The sequence below is a fragment of the Acinetobacter sp. SK-43 genome, assembly GCF_015351505.1.
In the GTDB taxonomy this organism is placed as follows: domain Bacteria; phylum Pseudomonadota; class Gammaproteobacteria; order Pseudomonadales; family Moraxellaceae; genus Acinetobacter; species Acinetobacter junii.
The window spans coordinates 1-16,177 of the sequence record NZ_JADKPY010000057.1 but is presented as its reverse complement, the minus strand read 5'-3'; the positions used below and the strand labels follow the sequence as shown (position 1 = coordinate 16,177).

The 16,177-nt window shown below is 35.8% G+C and carries 19 protein-coding genes; 9 read left to right on the top strand and 10 right to left on the bottom strand.

Annotated features, from left to right (window positions below; translation table 11 throughout):
* Positions 1–208 precede the first annotated feature (208 nt).
* Both IRT38_RS11425 and IRT38_RS11420 read left to right on the top strand, forming a co-directional pair.
* Complete coding sequence (locus tag IRT38_RS11425; RefSeq protein ID WP_004954110.1) at positions 209–2,371, top strand: malate synthase G; 2,163 nt, start codon at positions 209–211, stop codon at positions 2,369–2,371.
* 57 nt (positions 2,372–2,428) lie between these two features.
* The gene (locus tag IRT38_RS11420) at positions 2,429–3,097 is read left to right on the top strand and encodes an SOS response-associated peptidase (RefSeq protein WP_194597754.1); all 669 of its coding nucleotides are present in this window, start codon (positions 2,429–2,431) and stop codon (positions 3,095–3,097) included.
* A 53-nt stretch (positions 3,098–3,150) separates the two neighbouring features.
* Here the strand turns inward: IRT38_RS11420 and IRT38_RS11415 are convergent, their stop codons facing one another.
* Together IRT38_RS11415 and IRT38_RS11410 are read right to left on the bottom strand one after the other, a co-directional pair.
* Positions 3,151–3,615, bottom strand: coding sequence for a MarR family winged helix-turn-helix transcriptional regulator (locus IRT38_RS11415; RefSeq protein WP_194597753.1), 465 nt, complete (start codon positions 3,613–3,615; stop codon positions 3,151–3,153).
* 654 nt (positions 3,616–4,269) lie between these two features.
* Positions 4,270–5,127 carry an alpha/beta fold hydrolase gene (locus tag IRT38_RS11410; protein ID WP_194597752.1) on the bottom strand — a complete coding sequence of 286 codons (858 nt, stop codon included), beginning with the start codon at positions 5,125–5,127 and terminating at the stop codon, positions 4,270–4,272.
* 119 nt (positions 5,128–5,246) lie between these two features.
* On the opposite strand from IRT38_RS11410, the gene IRT38_RS11405 reads away from it, so the two are divergent.
* The gene (locus IRT38_RS11405; protein WP_075696543.1) at positions 5,247–5,708 is read left to right on the top strand and encodes a hypothetical protein; all 462 of its coding nucleotides are present in this window, start codon (positions 5,247–5,249) and stop codon (positions 5,706–5,708) included.
* A 32-nt stretch (positions 5,709–5,740) separates the two neighbouring features.
* Here the strand turns inward: IRT38_RS11405 and IRT38_RS11400 are convergent, their stop codons facing one another.
* Positions 5,741–5,980: a hypothetical protein gene (locus IRT38_RS11400; RefSeq protein WP_194597751.1), complete on the bottom strand. Its 240-nt coding sequence runs from the start codon at positions 5,978–5,980 to the stop codon at positions 5,741–5,743.
* Positions 5,981–6,338: 358 nt separating this feature from the next.
* Positions 6,339–7,640, bottom strand: coding sequence for a branched-chain amino acid transport system II carrier protein (brnQ, locus tag IRT38_RS11395; RefSeq protein WP_112986412.1), 1,302 nt, complete (start codon positions 7,638–7,640; stop codon positions 6,339–6,341).
* Positions 7,641–7,984: 344 nt separating this feature from the next.
* Here brnQ and map point away from each other — a divergent pair, with 344 nt between their 5' ends.
* Positions 7,985–8,779 (top strand): type I methionyl aminopeptidase, encoded by a 795-nt coding sequence (gene map / locus IRT38_RS11390; protein WP_194597750.1) that lies wholly within the window; start codon positions 7,985–7,987, stop codon positions 8,777–8,779.
* A 25-nt stretch (positions 8,780–8,804) separates the two neighbouring features.
* Here map and IRT38_RS11385 read toward each other — a convergent pair whose 3' ends face one another.
* Together IRT38_RS11385 and IRT38_RS11380 are read right to left on the bottom strand one after the other, a co-directional pair.
* The gene (locus IRT38_RS11385) at positions 8,805–9,728 is read right to left on the bottom strand and encodes a LysR family transcriptional regulator (RefSeq protein WP_194597749.1); all 924 of its coding nucleotides are present in this window, start codon (positions 9,726–9,728) and stop codon (positions 8,805–8,807) included.
* Between the two features lie 52 nt (positions 9,729–9,780).
* A complete protein-coding gene (locus IRT38_RS11380; protein WP_004911422.1) occupies positions 9,781–10,206 on the bottom strand; it encodes an HD domain-containing protein in 426 nt (141 codons plus the stop codon).
* 79 nt (positions 10,207–10,285) lie between these two features.
* Between IRT38_RS11380 and IRT38_RS11375 the strand changes: the two genes are divergently transcribed.
* Positions 10,286–10,609, top strand: a complete 324-nt coding sequence (locus tag IRT38_RS11375) for a hypothetical protein (RefSeq protein WP_004911419.1) — start codon at positions 10,286–10,288, stop codon at positions 10,607–10,609.
* Between the two features lie 34 nt (positions 10,610–10,643).
* On the opposite strand, the gene grxD is transcribed toward IRT38_RS11375, so the two are convergent.
* Positions 10,644–10,985, bottom strand: coding sequence for a Grx4 family monothiol glutaredoxin (grxD, locus tag IRT38_RS11370; protein ID WP_004772459.1), 342 nt, complete (start codon positions 10,983–10,985; stop codon positions 10,644–10,646).
* A gap of 163 nt (positions 10,986–11,148) precedes the next feature.
* Between grxD and IRT38_RS11365 the strand changes: the two genes are divergently transcribed.
* Positions 11,149–12,363, top strand: coding sequence for an aspartate aminotransferase family protein (locus IRT38_RS11365; protein WP_194597748.1), 1,215 nt, complete (start codon positions 11,149–11,151; stop codon positions 12,361–12,363).
* A 53-nt stretch (positions 12,364–12,416) separates the two neighbouring features.
* Here the strand turns inward: IRT38_RS11365 and IRT38_RS11360 are convergent, their stop codons facing one another.
* The 3 genes from IRT38_RS11360 to IRT38_RS11350 all read right to left on the bottom strand — a co-directional run bounded on the left by IRT38_RS11360 (position 12,417) and on the right by IRT38_RS11350 (position 13,852).
* Entirely contained in the window at positions 12,417–12,848 is a 432-nt protein-coding gene (locus tag IRT38_RS11360) for a CBS domain-containing protein (RefSeq protein ID WP_004911413.1), read from the bottom strand.
* A 133-nt stretch (positions 12,849–12,981) separates the two neighbouring features.
* Positions 12,982–13,362, bottom strand: coding sequence for a DUF2750 domain-containing protein (locus IRT38_RS11355; protein ID WP_004911409.1), 381 nt, complete (start codon positions 13,360–13,362; stop codon positions 12,982–12,984).
* Positions 13,363–13,618: 256 nt separating this feature from the next.
* Positions 13,619–13,852, bottom strand: a complete 234-nt coding sequence (locus IRT38_RS11350; RefSeq protein ID WP_004911406.1) for a hypothetical protein — start codon at positions 13,850–13,852, stop codon at positions 13,619–13,621.
* A 226-nt stretch (positions 13,853–14,078) separates the two neighbouring features.
* Here IRT38_RS11350 and IRT38_RS11345 point away from each other — a divergent pair, with 226 nt between their 5' ends.
* The 3 genes from IRT38_RS11345 (at position 14,079) to ftsY (ending at position 16,132) form a co-directional block, all read left to right on the top strand.
* Positions 14,079–14,438, top strand: coding sequence for a hypothetical protein (locus IRT38_RS11345; RefSeq protein WP_194597747.1), 360 nt, complete (start codon positions 14,079–14,081; stop codon positions 14,436–14,438).
* Positions 14,439–14,544: 106 nt separating this feature from the next.
* A complete protein-coding gene (locus IRT38_RS11340) occupies positions 14,545–14,874 on the top strand; it encodes a hypothetical protein (RefSeq protein ID WP_194597746.1) in 330 nt (109 codons plus the stop codon).
* Positions 14,875–14,992: 118 nt separating this feature from the next.
* Complete coding sequence (gene ftsY / locus IRT38_RS11335) at positions 14,993–16,132, top strand: signal recognition particle-docking protein FtsY (protein WP_194597745.1); 1,140 nt, start codon at positions 14,993–14,995, stop codon at positions 16,130–16,132.
* Positions 16,133–16,177: the final 45 nt, after the last annotated feature.

The following is a 16,177-nucleotide window of genomic DNA, read 5'->3' as shown; positions in this document are numbered from 1 at the left end:
ATGTGTTTTTAAGACTGTGAGATCATTACATCCTCATAGAATAAGTAAAATTTTAATTTAAAGTTTTGATTTACTAAATCTCGTAGTTGTCAATACTTCTAATTGAGAAAATGCTTACTATTTAGGAATGTGATATTACTATTCAGGCTAGTATAAATCAGTATACTAGGGTTCTTGTTATAAAAAGTTAGCACCATCAGGAAAGACAATGACTGTACGTATTCAAAAAGGCAAGCTAGCGATTGCTAAAGAACTTTACGATTTCATCGAAAATGAAGCTTTACCAGGTTCTGGTTTAGATAGTGAAACTTACTGGAAAAATTTCGAGCAAGTCGTTGTCGATCTTAGCCCTAAGAACAAAGCATTATTAGCGAAGCGTGAAGAGCTACAAGCTAAAATTGATGAATGGCACCGCAATAATAAATTTGAGTTAAATGCTTATAAGGCATTCTTAACTGAAATTGGTTATCTTGTTCCTGAAGTTGAAGACTTCAAAGTGACAACTGAAAATGTTGATGAAGAAATCGCATTATTAGCTGGTCCACAGCTTGTTGTACCTGTACGTAATGCACGTTATTGCTTAAATGCTGCAAATGCACGTTGGGGTTCATTATACGATGCACTTTATGGTACTGATGTAATTTCTGAAGAAAATGGCGCTGAAAAAGGCAAGGGTTATAACCCTGTTCGTGGCGACAAAGTTATTGCTTTTGCTAAAGATTTCTTAAATCAAGCTTTCCCATTGGCACAAGGTTCACATGCTGATGCGACTAAATACGCAATTGAACATAACCGTTTAGTTGTTACTTTGAAAGATGGTTCTACTACTTCTTTAGCTCATGAGTCACAATTCGTTGGCTTTAATGGTGAAGCAGAAAACCCTACAGAGGTTGTTTTATTAAACAATGGCTTGCACGTAATTATCGATATCGATGCGAATAGCCCGATTGGTAAAACTGATGCAGCAGGCGTTAAAGATTTAACACTTGAAGCAGCAATTACAACTATTCAAGATTTGGAAGATTCTGTAGCAGCTGTTGATGCTGAAGAAAAAGTAGAAGGCTACCGTAACTGGTTAGGCTTAATGAAGGGTGATTTACAAGAATCAATCGAGAAGAACGGTAAAACAGTTACTCGTGCTCTTAATAAAGATCGTACTGTTAAAAACTTGATCGGTGGAACGACAACTTTACATGGTCGTTCATTGATGCTTCTTCGTAACGTTGGTCACTTGATGACAAACCCAGCCATCCTTGTTGAAGGTGAAGAAGTTTTTGAAGGTATTATGGATGCTTTAGTAACTCCGTTACTAAGCATTGTAGATATCCGTGGTGAAAACGAAAACCATAACTCTCGTAAAGGTTCGATGTATATCGTTAAACCAAAAATGCATGGTCCAGAAGAAGTTGCATTTGCGGTTGAGTTGTTTGAACGCGCTGAACAAGCTCTTGGTTTGCCAGCTAAAACACTTAAAATTGGTATTATGGATGAAGAGCGTCGTACATCTGTAAACTTGAAAAACTGTATCGCAGCTGCAAAAGACCGTACAATTTTCATTAACACGGGTTTCATGGATCGTACGGGTGATGAAATCCATACTTCTATGGAAGCTGCACCAGTTGTTCGTAAAGAAGCTGTTAAAACTCAAAAATGGATTGCTGCTTACGAAAATCGTAACGTTGCAATTGGTTTAGAGTGTGGTTTACAAGGTAAGGCACAGATCGGTAAAGGTATGTGGCCAAAACCTGACAGCATGAAAGACATGTTGGCGACTAAGACAGCACATCCAAATGCGGGTGCATCATGTGCATGGGTTCCATCACCAACAGGTGCGGTACTTCACGCAATGCATTATCACCAAATCAATGTAAAAGCTCGTCAAGATGAATTAGCATCTCAAGACATGTTGACTTTGGATGATTTGTTAACACCTCCTTTTGCTCCGGAAACTAACTGGACAGCAGAAGAACTAAACAACGAACTTGAAAATAACTGTCAAGGTATCTTAGGTTATGTTGTTCGTTGGGTTGATTTAGGTGTTGGATGTTCTAAAGTTCCAGATATCAACAACGTTGGTTTGATGGAAGATCGTGCAACATTACGTATTTCTTCTCAGCATGTTGCAAACTGGTTACGTCACGGTATCGTAACGCGTGAACAAGTTGAAGAAGTATTAAAACGGATGGCTGTAATTGTAGATCAACAGAATGCGAATGATCCACTTTATACGCCAATGGCACCAAACTTTGATGGCATCGCTTTCCAAGCTGCTTCTGATTTGATTTTCAAAGGTGCTGAGCAACCATCTGGTTATACAGAGCCATTGTTGCATGCTGCACGTTTAAAACTTAAAGGCTATACAGGTGATTAATTTCATCTAAAATAAAAGCCTCTTCGGAGGCTTTTATTATTTTGAAGATCATTTTTTATGTGTGCTAACTTTAAACCCATCACACTGGAGCAAGTAAAGCAACTTGAATTGCCGCTTGTATCTTTTGCCTATGAAGAAGAGGTTTATCCAAGTTATAAAACTCCATTATTGTTTAAATCTGAACAAGGTTTGGAGTGGAGGGAAGTTCTGTTTGGTTTAGTACCTAAATGGGCAGAAGATCTTAATATTTCAAAACATACTTATAATGCACGTCACGAAACTATTTTTCAGAAACCAAGTTTTCAAGAATCTGCCAACAAATGTAAGTTCGGCGTAATCCCTGTAACTGAGTTTTATGAAAGCAAATATATAGATAACAAGCCACAACGCTGGGCTGTAAAGCGTAAAGATGGGCGGGCATTTTATATTGCTGCACTTTATGAGATTAGAAAATTAAATGAAAAAATAATTCGTTCAGCGACAATGTTAACCATGGATGCTATACATCATCCGATGATGAAGGATTTCCATGAACCTGGTGATGTCAAAAGATCAGTTGTTATTATTCCTCATGAACAATTAGAAGAGTGGTTAACATTAAAACAGCCGTATCAATTAATTAATTTTATGAATGGTTTTCCTGTAGAGGAGTTTGAATGTTTACATGTACCAAAACCCAAAATTGAGAAAATCACACCCCAGCTCAATATGTTTGATTTATTTTAGATTCGAAAATAAAAAAGCTTCCTTTATAGGAAGCTTTTTTAAATTTGATTAAATCAACGTGATAAATTCTTAAACATATGTTTTAAGATTTCCATTGTTTTTTCTATTTGCAATGGAGTTAAACCATCGAAAGATTGTTCTAAAATGACTGAAGTCAGGTCATTAATTTTAACAATCATTTCTTTACCTTTGTCTGTCAGAAAAACTCGCGTAATACGACCATCTTCTTTGCAAGAGTAAGTTTCGATATAGCCTTCATCTTTCAGGCGATAAACGATTTTAGTGGTCGTAGACATCTTTGAAATGATCATATCTGATAGTTCTGATACGCTGGCATGAGGTTTTACATTCAATGCAAGTAAAATACGACGGCGAGAATTGTCTAAACCATACTTTTTAAGTACGTTGTCGATGTTTTGAACGTACTGAGCATTTACTTGAGAAATCCAGTAATATGGAAAGTCTTCTAAGTTAAATGATTCGGCTGTAGGTAAAAAACGCGCATATTTTTTAGGCATTTACTTATTTCCTATGCTTGTTACTGTGAATTGGTTAACCAACTCTTGAATTCCATGAAGTGTCTTCACGACTTGCTGAAAAATCCAAGATTGATTGAATTTTCCACCATTTCATTTATAACAAATCTTCCTTAAAGAAGCTCTACAGCTATCTTTATTTTGAATAAAAAATCATCGAAAAAACATATAAAAATGTTATTTATGATGGTTTTATCTATTCTACACACTCTTTCAGATAGACAGTTTTTCTATAAATCAGTCTATCTCAAGAACATTGCTATTGTAGAAAATAAATACAATATTTGACGTGACTTTAAAGGCAAAAACTTCTGTCTCAAATGTCATAAAATATAGAAATCAATATATTTATATAATAAATACTATCAAATACAAATAATTGGGTTAAACATATGGTTAAAAAATAACTAGAATAAATAATCTAAAAAGATGAATTAATACATTCTTTATCACATTTTTATGCTGTTTTTTGATCAATAAAATATACAGATGTAGAAAATTTAATAAATTTGGCGGTCAATTTAGTTTGATTAATTAATTTTGGAATGATGAAAGGTGGAATTTGATGTTATTAAAAAGACGCATCTAAACAGGATTACATATTTAGATGCGTAAAGTGAAGAGGGTACTTATTTATTAGACGTTGATTTCTTTTTCAATGATTGACCATAGTTGCTTATGGCTCTTTTTAAACATCGACATATGCCCGATCTCATTAAAACCATGTTTCTGTGGATCAAGTTGAACTAGTTTGGTTTCAGCGTTTGGATACAGTCGTAATAAATCTTTGACATTAGCTTCTGTGGCGATTTCATCGTCTGTAGCCCAAAACGAAACGATAGGGCACTTAATCTGCTGATGATAGTCATTAAAAATAGTTTTACCAATCGTATTCATTACATAACCAGGTTTACTACAAAACTCAGCCCATTGTCTTGCAACATTTTTCGGTAGGTTTTCACCCATGCCGATGAATTGTGTCGCACCGTATCCTTTAAATAAACTTGAAATAGGGAAAATAATGTTGAACATAACAGGAGCTAATAACTTAGTTTTTCCCTTTAGACCTTTGATGTGACCTGTAGAACCCGCAATAGCTAATACCTTGGCAACTTTTTCATAAGAAGGGTTGATACCAAGCAACTGCCCGCCAGCACTATGACCAATAATAATCACCTGTTGTGCGTGGGTTTTGTTGATTAGTGAGTCAATTGCAGCTGGTATATCCAATAAACCCCAATCATCAATACTTGCTGTAGAATCTTTTAATTTGCCATGTAATGACTCACCAATTCCTCTGAAATCAAAGGTGAGAACTTGATAACCTTGTTGATTCAGCCATTGTGCAAATGAATTGTAAAAGTTCTGAGTAATGCCAGTTGCTGGACAAACCAGAATTGGAAACTGTTTCGTATTATTTTCAGAAGCGTAGTATCGAGCTGAAAGTTGATAACCATCTTTACAGCTGATCCAAAAAGATTCATAGGTATTCATAACGGAGAAATCAATACTATTTCTAATTACTTTACACAAGTTCTAAAAAGAAACTTACATAAAAAATGACTAAAAAGTCAAATATAGGTAAAATCAAGATTATTAATTAAACAAATCAAATGGATATAGTTGTGGAATTTAACCAAGCAATGGAATTAGCAATAATTTTTAGTGGAATTTTTCTTTGGGTAGGAATGTTAACAGGCGTTTGGAAATATTACCAAATTCGAAGATCTCAACAATCAAGAGCTCATTATTATGTAGATATTGCGCATCGTAGTAGTTTGTTATATGCGAGTGCCAGTTTAATTTTGGCATGTTTAAGTTATTTCAGTATGTTAAGTGAAACTACAAAATTATTTTGCGTTGTTGCGAATCTGTTCTTTTTCTCGATGTCGATCCTAACTTACATAATCCATGGCTTTTTAAAAGACACAACCAACCAATTTAAACAACCTCATCAATTGGGACGTTGGACACTACCAACTTGGTGTATGAGTTTTATAATGTTTAGTTTGATAGTGGTTGAGCTGGGTGCAACAGCTATATTGCTTTACGGAACAATTATTTATTTCCAATAAAAAATGGATGATTACTCATCCATTTTTGTAAATTAGTTTTTTTGACGCTCAGCGCTCATCTGTCGAAACTTTCGGTCCACAATACACCACGTACAAAAGGCTAGTGAAACGATCAGTGCATAGGCGAAATATTCAGGTTTCAAATTACCTTTAATTGTGCCTTGTAATAACAACGTAGCCATAAGTGCGAGTGTTGTGATTGCATATACGATCGAATCGTTTGCCTTCAGAGTGTTAATGAAGACTTGCTTGTTGAAATGTAATGATAACATCTCCATCCCTCCTTGAGTCGTGATGACAGAAACCTAATCGTTTTTGTCAGAATTAAACTTAAAGTTGTACTGCTTATTTTTAGGGATTTCAATAGGTAAAAAGACTATTTTAAAAATAAATTTTAGAATGTATTGATTTATATATGAAAATATTATTTTATTTGGTGATTTTTAGTATTTTTAATTATGATATTGTTGGTTTTTTACATTTAGAAATAGAAAATAATAAAACCATAAATCATTAATTTAACAGTTAAAAAGATTTGTCGTAAACAAAAAATGAACGTTGGATAAAAGAACATTTTCTGTATAGCTAAAATCATGTCTGGGTAAAACATCATTTTAACGACAAATCATTTTAAATTTTTTCTTTACGCATTCGATCAATAGCAGTAGTTACCACCAGTACGATAAGAGATGGAAGTAGCCATGCTAAATTTTGTTCATTCAAAGGTAGATGTTGAATGAAAACTGGTAAATATTCGTTGAATCCCGCAGCTTTTACCGCTTCGATAATTCCGAAAATGAAAGCAACCGTAGTAACTGATCCAACAACCAATGATGGTTTATTCCAGAATTTCCAGAAAAAACTCAACATAATGACCACGATAGCTGGTGGGTAGATAGCACTAAGCACTGGTACTGAAAATGCAATAAGTTTAGTCAAGCCTAGATTCGAAATGACCAATGAAAAACCGATCAAGATAAAAACAAGAAATTTATATGGTAGACCAGTCAATTCAGTAAAGTATTCAGCACAAGCACAGGTTAGCCCAATAGCAGTCACCATACATGCTAAAAAAATTAATCCAGTCAGGAAGATAGAACCTAAGTCGCCAAATGCGTGTTGAACATATGCATGCAAAATAATAGCACCATTGTCAGCATTTGCAGCAACTTCATGACTACCCAAACCAAGTTTGAATAGGCTGATATATACGAGTGTAAGTCCAACACCTGCAATTAAACTTGCAATAATTGCATATTTAGTTATCAGTTTTGAGTCTGTCACACCACGTGATTGTATTGCTTGAATAATTACGATACCAAAGACCAATGCACCAAGCGTGTCCATGGTGAGATAACCATTAACAAAGCCTTCAGATACTGGACTACTCACATAGTTGTTGATCGGCGGTGAGATATAACCAGTCGGAATAACAATTGCTGCAATACCTAAAATTGCCAGTGCAATAATTTTTAAAGGCGCAAGAACATGCCCTACAGTGTCTAGCAGCTTATTTGGGTAGAGTGATACTGCAGTCACTAAAGCAAAATAAATCACACTATATATAAATAAACTACTACTCGAAGTTCCAAAATAAGGAGCAAAACCAATTTCATATGAAACTGTCGCAGTCCGTGGAGTAGCGAATAATGGACCAACAGAGAGATAACAAACAATTGTTAATAAAAGGCTAGCAAATCGACCTAAAGGAGAACTAATAATCTCGATTGAGCCTTGCATTCGCGATAAAGCCATAATGGTAAGCACTGGTAAACCAACTGCAGTGATTAAAAAACCAAAAGCAGCAAGCCAAACATGTTCACCTGCTTGTTGTGCGACAATAGGTGGGAAAATAATATTACCTGCACCAATAAACAGTGCGAAGGTCATAAAACCTAAGGCAATAATATCTCCTGTACGAAGATGATTCATAAAATGGGAGGTTTAAAATAAAAGTGCGAATTCTAGACCAAAAATGTTCTCTTTTGAAACTAATTTTATGTGAAAATTGATTGATTTTTGACTAAAAAGAAAGCTTGTAAATCATATAATTAGGATTGGCAAACATAATTGTTTGAAATGATTTTAAAAGTGAAAAAATGGGTTAAACATGAGGATATTATGATAAAAATCTAAATTAAATGTACAATTAATTGTTGTTTGTCCATAAAAGGATTGAACATTTGAAAGCTAAGGCGTAAAACTATAGAAATGATCAATGCAACGCCTATGCATTATTTTTTAATTTTATTATTTTTTAATAAGGAATATCTCGAATGAGAGCTTCTACTGTGACCATCAAAACGGAACAAGATATTGAGAAGTTAAGAATCTCAGGACGTTTAGCGGCACAAGTTTTAGAAATGATAGGCGAGTTTATTAAGCCTGGCGTAAGTACAGAATACCTAGATGATATCTGTAATGATTACATTGTAAATACGCTGCAAGTGATACCTGCCAATGTTGGCTACCATGGTTTTACGAAGACTACGTGTATCTCCGTCAATGAAGAGGTTTGTCATGCAATTCCTTCTGCAAAGAAGATTTTAAAAGAAGGTGATATTTTAAATATTGATGTAGCTGTCATCAAAGATGGTTACTTTGGTGATACCAGTAGAATGTACTTTGTGGGTGAACCTACTCCTGAAGCAAAAAAATTAGTAGAAACAACCTACGAAGCGATGCTTGCTGGTATTTATACTGTAAGACCCGGTGCGACTTTAGGTGATATTGGTCATGCAATTCAATCTGTAGCACAGCGTGAAGGCTATAGTATTGTCCGAGAGTATTGCGGTCATGGAATTGGGCGCGTATATCATGAACAGCCAAACATTTTGCACTACGGGCAAAAAGGTCAGGGTATGGTGCTGAAGAAAGGCATGGTATTTACGATTGAACCCATGGTTAATGCTGGGAAACCATTTGTTAAAGAGTTGAGTGATGGTTGGACGGTTGTTACTCAGGATAAATCTTGGTCAGCGCAATGGGAACACATGGTTGCTGTGACTGATGATGGTTTTGAGTTATTGACGCCATGGCCAAATGGAACTGGACATTATCCTTCAATTTAAAGGGTTTCGAATCATCAAGGCTTGATTAAAAATCAGGCCTTTTTCTTGTAGAGCACATCGTTAGTTGTTCAACCAGATAATCAATAAATACACGTACGGCAGGTAGCAAACCTCTTCTCGATGGATATACAGCGTGAAAAATACCATGAGGTGCAGTCCACTCTGGTAATACTTTTACTAATTGTCCTGATTTTACAAAATCTTGAGCAATACTATCTGGTAATAAAGCGATACCGCAATTTTGGCTTGCAAGTTGTGCCAACATTAAAAGATTGGAAGCCATAATCACTGGGTTAACTTTAATTTTTTGTTGTTGATTATTTGGGCCACTTAATAAGAATTGTTGATCGAGATGATCTTCTGACATACTAATAATACGGTGTTTGCTCAGTTCTTCAGGTGTATTTAGGTGTCCAAATTCATTAAGATATGCTTGACTGGCAAAAAGACGTTGTTCTATTGCTTCAAACTCTCTTAATACGAGATTGGGGTCATCATCTAATTTAGAACGAACCCTTAAAGCTAGATCAATACCTTCATTAATAACATCAACACGACGGTTACTGACCATCATTTGTACGCGTACTTCGGGATATTTCTTCAAAAAAGCGGGTAGTATTTTGGCCATTTGGTTTTGGGCGATGTCGACAGGAACGCTCACTTTGATCACGCCACGAGGTTCGCTACTTAAGTGATTAACCACATCATGTGCTGCTTGCGCGGCATTCATCATGACTTGTGTGTATCTATAGACATCCATACCGATATCAGTGACAGCAAAATGTCGTGAACTACGTTGAATGAGGCGAACGCCTAATTGTTCTTCTAAATTATAGACCCTACGGCTAAGCTTAGATTTTGGGATGTCAGTTGCACGTTCGGCTGCGCTAAAACCACCATGTTCTACAACCAGTGCAAAGCAGTAAAAATCATCTAAATCCGTTAGCATTCTGCCATAAACTCCAGCTTTTATAAGTTCTAGGTTAGTATAAACCGATTGATTAAATACTTTGTGTCAAAATATCGCGAACCAGTTGATATTCTTTAATTCGTTCAAAATCTTTATCTGTAGGTGAATGAATCCTCGATAAGTCCATATTGTCATTGATATCTGCAATTTTCACAACACGTGCTATAGGGTTTTGAAGGGTGCGTTTTGCAGCCTCAGTTCGAGATTCACCCTTTAGTTTAGTCAATGCTAGAATTGCTTCAACAATATCGTTATCACATCCTAATTCATATAGTTCATCTACAGTAGTATTAGTATCTTCGAGAACATCATGTAACACGGCTACAATTTTTTGCTGAATCGTTGAGACGTTCATCATGACGCGTAAAGGATGTAATATATAAGGGGCATTCGCCTTATCGACTTGTCCCATATGCTTTGTAGCGGCAAAAGCGATAGCTTGTTCTATAGAGACCATGTGCTAAATACTCCTGAGCTGGATAGCTTTGATTAGGATATTCTTTTAAACTGCTTTTAATTTCTTAAGCTTTATCATCATGTCTTATCAACTTATTAATATTGCCGATTCAACTCAAAATATTGTCTGCCCATATTGTCAACAAGCTGTACTAGATTGGGAACAAGAGCAATATATCCAACCATGTGATCATACGTTATTTATCGCTATGGACTTGGGATTTGAATATATAGCAGATCGTTTTGAAGAAACTTTGTCACAATCTGTTGATGAAATTCATGAAGATGCCAATATGAATATCTTTTCTAGTATTTCAAAGTCAACATATGAAGATGTAATTATTTTAAAATCAGATTTGGGCGTCGAAGGGATGTTTCGTTATATCGGTTTAAGTTGTAAGTAATAAAAAAGCCAATCAAGAGATTGGCTTTTTAAACTTATGCTTCAGGTGCTGGGCTATATTGCTCAACTAATGGTTTTAATTCACCATTTTGGAACATCTCAAGCATGATATCGCTACCACCAATAAGCTCACCATTTACCCATAACTGTGGGAAAGTAGGCCAGTTTGCAATTTGAGGTAATGTTGCACGAATATCTTGGTTTTCTAAGATATTTACATAGGCAAATGGACGACCAATTTGACTAAGTGCTTCAACTGCACGAGCTGAAAAACCACATTGCGGGAATTGTGGAGTGCCTTTCATGTAAAGTAAAACAGGGTGTTTCGCAATTTGATCACGAATTAACGCTACTGTATCACGCGCTTGTTCCGTCATAGATAGATCCTCAACTAATCTTCCCAAATTATATACCGAAAAATTAGCTGCGGGCTATTGCTAAAGATTTTTCTTGTATAAATGTGAGTTTAAGCTTTCAATCTACACAGGTTTTTGCTTATATAACCTTTTTCAACACAACTAACGATAGATTGAGTTTGTTATGACTAATATCACTCTTGCTCCTGTGCAACCTGATCAACCTTCACATCTTATGGCTACTTATGGTCGCCAAGCGATCAGTTTTGTTCGAGGACGAGGGGCGTATCTGTACACAGCAGATGGTACTGAATATTTAGATGCTTTGACAGGTATTGCTGTATGTGGTTTAGGTCATGCTCATCCTGTGATTGCAGAAGCAATTGCAGAGCAAGCTGCAACATTAGTACACACCAGTAACTTATTTGAAATTCCTTGGCAGACAGCTGCTGCGCAGAAACTTGCTGAAGTTTCAGGAATGGAAGAAATCTTTTTTTCAAATAGCGGTGCTGAGTCAAATGAAGGTGCAATTAAAATTGCGCGTAAATTTGGTGCGCAGCAAGGTGTGAGTAATCCTAAAATTATCGTTGCTGAACAATCTTTTCATGGTCGTACTTTGGCAACCTTGTCTGCAACAGGGAATAAAAAAGTTCAGGAAGGTTTTGCGCCATTAGTTGAAGGGTTTATTCGAGTTCCATTTGGTGATGTTGAGGCAATCCAAGAAGCTGCGATCAATCATCCAGACATTGTTGCTATCTTGATTGAGCCAATTCAAGGTGAAGGTGGTGTCAATACTGCTCCACAAGGCTTCAGCTATTTAGAAGAAGTTCGCGCATTATGTAATCAGCACAATTGGTTGATGATGCTTGATGAAATCCAAACTGGTAATGGTCGTACAGGTAAATATTTTGCATACCAACACACCAGCATAGTTCCTGATGTGATGACAACTGCAAAAGGTTTAGGAAATGGTTTTCCTGTTGGTGCGGTTATGACTCAAGGTAAAGCAGTTGGACTATTGGGTGCTGGGAGTCATGGTTCTACTTATGGTGGAACTGTTTTAGGTTCACGTGTTATTTACACAGTGATTGACACACTTCAAAATGAAAATGCAGTAGAAAATGCTGCTAAAGTAGGTGCATACATAGTTGAACAGCTCAAAGTGCGTTTAAATGATTTGAATGTTCAAGTTCGTGGTTTTGGTATGATGATTGGTATTCAATTACCTAAAGATTGTGCTGAAATTGTTGCAATCGCTCGCGATGAATACAAATTAATTGTTAACGTAACCGCAGGTTCAGTAGTTCGTTTACTTCCTCCATTAAACATGACACAAGAACAAGCAGACGATCTTCTTAAGCGTCTTGTACCAGCCATTCAGAATTTCTTGAAAGATTGATTTTTGTAAATAAAAAAAGGGCAATTAAATTGCCCTTTTTTTATATTAATCAATTAGCCAGAAATATACTGTTGTAACTGTTCAATTAAAACGCGCTGATCTTCCATAGCAGCTTTGACTAAATCACCAATTGAAATAAAACCAACTAATTTTTCATTCTCTAGGACAGGTAAATGGCGTAAATGACGATCTGTCATTAAGTTTAAGCATTCTTCAACTGTATTGTTTAAGCTTACAGAAATCACTTTTGAAGTCATAATGTCCGAAACAAGCGTATTATTTGAAGAGCGCTCCATCAAGGCGATTTTACGTGTATAGTCACGCTCTGAGAAAATTCCAACCACTTTTTCATCTTCTGCAACGACTAAAGCACCAACACCTTTATCTGCCATGATTTTAATTGCTTCAAGTACAGTCGCATTTGGTGAAATCGTAAAAATAGATTGTACAGCTTTATTCTTGATGACTTGAGCAACGATTGTCATTATTTATCCACCTGTGTTGTATTGTCATTTTCATTTAACTTAACGGTATTTTTTTTAAATGCAAAGCCCTAATTTATCTTCGATGACGACTTTTTAATGTAAGTGCTTAAAAAGTCGTCATTGATTAGACGCTTTATACTGCTGGCATTACAGTGTCTTTTGGCATAAAGAAAAAGTGCTGCATTTGTTGAGTAGAAAGTTTGAATTTTCTGTGCGAAGAATTAAATAAAGCAGGTTCAACTTGTAATCGGGTCAAAGTAGGTAGCAACGATTCGTGAAAGTCTTTAGGTGTTATTTTACGTGGTTGGTAATGTTTCCAATGTGATTTTGCATAACGGTGTGCTTGGACGCCATTTAGCCAAAAAGGGAATACGTGACCATCTTGATCAGATTTGATTGCCCAACCTTGATGATAAAGACCCCAAAGTACACCGCAATACATCATTGTTTTTAGGATTGAAATTTTAATCATCAACTCACGAGAAACAGGTTGAAAATGGTTAAACCGATACATATTCTTAAACTTATATAGTTATAAACTCATGTTTTATTATAAGAAATATACTTTGCATTTATGTTTAATCAATTCATCAAAATCGTAAGCAAATATTCTAATTATTTCAATAAATCGTAATCTGCATCACATTTATTGAAAAAAATAAGCTCTAATTAAATTTTAGATGCTAAAGAAATTACATTTTTTAACTCAGATAAAGATAACTTTTTATCTTTGTTGCAGGCATAAAAAACGCCACCTAGGTGACGTCTTTTTATGCTTGTAAGGTTGCCATCTTTTGCCAGTATTGAGCTTTAAGTGAATCACGCTCTACTCGGAAACCTTGATAATACAATTCTGCTAGAAACAATGCTGCTTTACCATGACCTGCTTTTGCTACTTCTTCAAGTTCTTTCACTGCATCTTGAAAGTTTTTTTGCGATTGAATAGTATTAACCGCATTTGCATACACATGCTCTAGTTCGTGTTGTGTGAAATGTTGAATCATATATAACTCCTTATTTTAATTATGATTACCGCAAATTCTATCCAAAGACACTTTACTTTGAATATAAGCTAATTTAACTTTGAATTGTTAAATTATTATGACAAAAATAATGGAATTGTCAAATATATCGAGTGTCTTTCTGTAAATAAAAGCTTACACGATTAAACATTTCTAACAAATAATTTTAAGTAAAATCAAAGTGAAAATAATAGAAAAGGAGAATAACATGTCAAACGTAATCGATGGTTTAACCTTTGATGTTCCACCATCTGAAAATCAAATTATTGAATTGGCACATCATCATCGAAAATTACTTGATGAGGCTATTTTCCATCAAGAAATTCATTTGGGTGATTATTGTTTAGCTCAGCGTAAAAGGGTTTATGATTTTGCGAGTACGCTTAGCCCAGAGCAAAAAGATCGTTTTTATGAAATTTATAACGGAGAGCTGCGCCGTATAGCAGATGATGATGATTTACATCCAGCAGATGCAGAAAGTGGAGTGGGAATGTTCGCTATATTTGTTAGTTTAGTGATTATTGCATTTATCCTTTACTTCGCCTTTGTACGTACATTAGTGAGTTGACCTATAACCATCACGTTCAATAAACGATATTTTGGCGGCTTATTGAACGTGAGTCTTGTACTGAGTTACGTAGGCACATACACTACTTCTAATATTGAGGTTAGTCATGCTGTCTAAACATTTAAAACTTAAAATCTTAGAGCTAAAATTAGGGCGTAAATTAGATCAGTTTAATGTCTATTTAGTGATGTTTATTCTAATAGCCATTTTTATTCTTGCATTTAATGCTCTGCTACGACCAGTGAATCAGGATCAATATCTGAAGGTTATGCAATTGGCTGAACAAGCTAGCCATCCCAAAACGCAGGCTATGGCTTTGAATGTTTTACAAGCTCAAAAAATTCGTCGGGTTGAATATTTAAAACTATTAAATGCGTTTCAATTTGAATCTACACGTATCCAAGAATATCCTGCACTTTCGCTCGATGATGAGTGAGTTTTAATCAAAGTAATTTATTAATAAATGAGGGATTTGTAGCAGTCGGGAAAATAAAATCTATTTATGCTAGACTGACCATCTTTTTAAAAAGCTGCTTTATTCTCAAGGAATTGACATGCAACAGCAATCGAATATGCAAAATAAATTCTTGATAGATGCTGATATCGGCGATGATGATGTCACATTACCGAGTTTACCTGCTGTCGATGTTCCCATTATTGAGCCAGCTGTAAAAACAACAGTTGAGACAACACCTGCGCCAGCTACTAACGTCGAAATAACTGAGCAACATCAATCAGTATCTTCAGAAGAGGAAGAAGAAACCAAATCAACAGGTTTCTTTGGACGTATGAAGGATGGATTAACTAAAACTCGTCGTAGTTTTACTGATGGTATGGTCAATATTTTGATCGGTGGTAAAGAAATCGATGATGAGCTATTAGAAGAAGTTGAAGAACAACTTTTGGTTGCAGATATCGGTGTTGAGGCAACAAAAACAATTATCGCAAATCTGACAGAGCGTACAGCACGTGGAGATTTGATCTATTCACATGCTTTGTATAAAGCATTGCAAGAAGAGTTGGTAGCATTATTGGCTCCTCGTGTGAAGCCATTACATATTGATCCTAATAAATCTCCTTATGTGATTTTAATGGTAGGTGTAAATGGTGTTGGTAAGACAACAACCATTGGTAAGCTTGCAAAACGTTTACAGGGTGAAGGAAAGAAGGTCATGCTTGCCGCTGGTGATACATTCCGTGCCGCAGCGACTGAACAACTGCAGATCTGGGGCGAGCGTAACGATATCCCAGTTGTTGCACAGGGTCATGGTGCAGACAGTGCTTCTGTGATTTTTGATGCATTCGAAAGTGCCCGTGCAAAAGGTATCGATGTTCTCATTGCTGACACGGCAGGGCGTTTGCAAAACAAATCTAACTTAATGGAAGAGTTAAAAAAAGTTAAGCGCGTAATGCAAAAGATAGATGCAACCGCACCACATGAAATTATGCTTATTGTGGATGCTGGTACAGGGCAGAATGCGATCAATCAAGTACAGCTTTTTGATGAGGCTGTTGACTTGACTGGTATTACAATTACTAAGTTAGATGGTACTGCTAAAGGTGGTGTCTTATTCAATATCGCAAGCCGTACTCATGTGCCAATTCGTTATATTGGTGTAGGCGAGAAGATTGATGACTTACGTCCTTTCTCGGCTAAATCTTTCGTTGCTGCTTTGTTCGAGACTGAGAAATAATTTTTAATTATTTAGCTCATTCTTTTAAAAAGAGGTTCTTAGAGC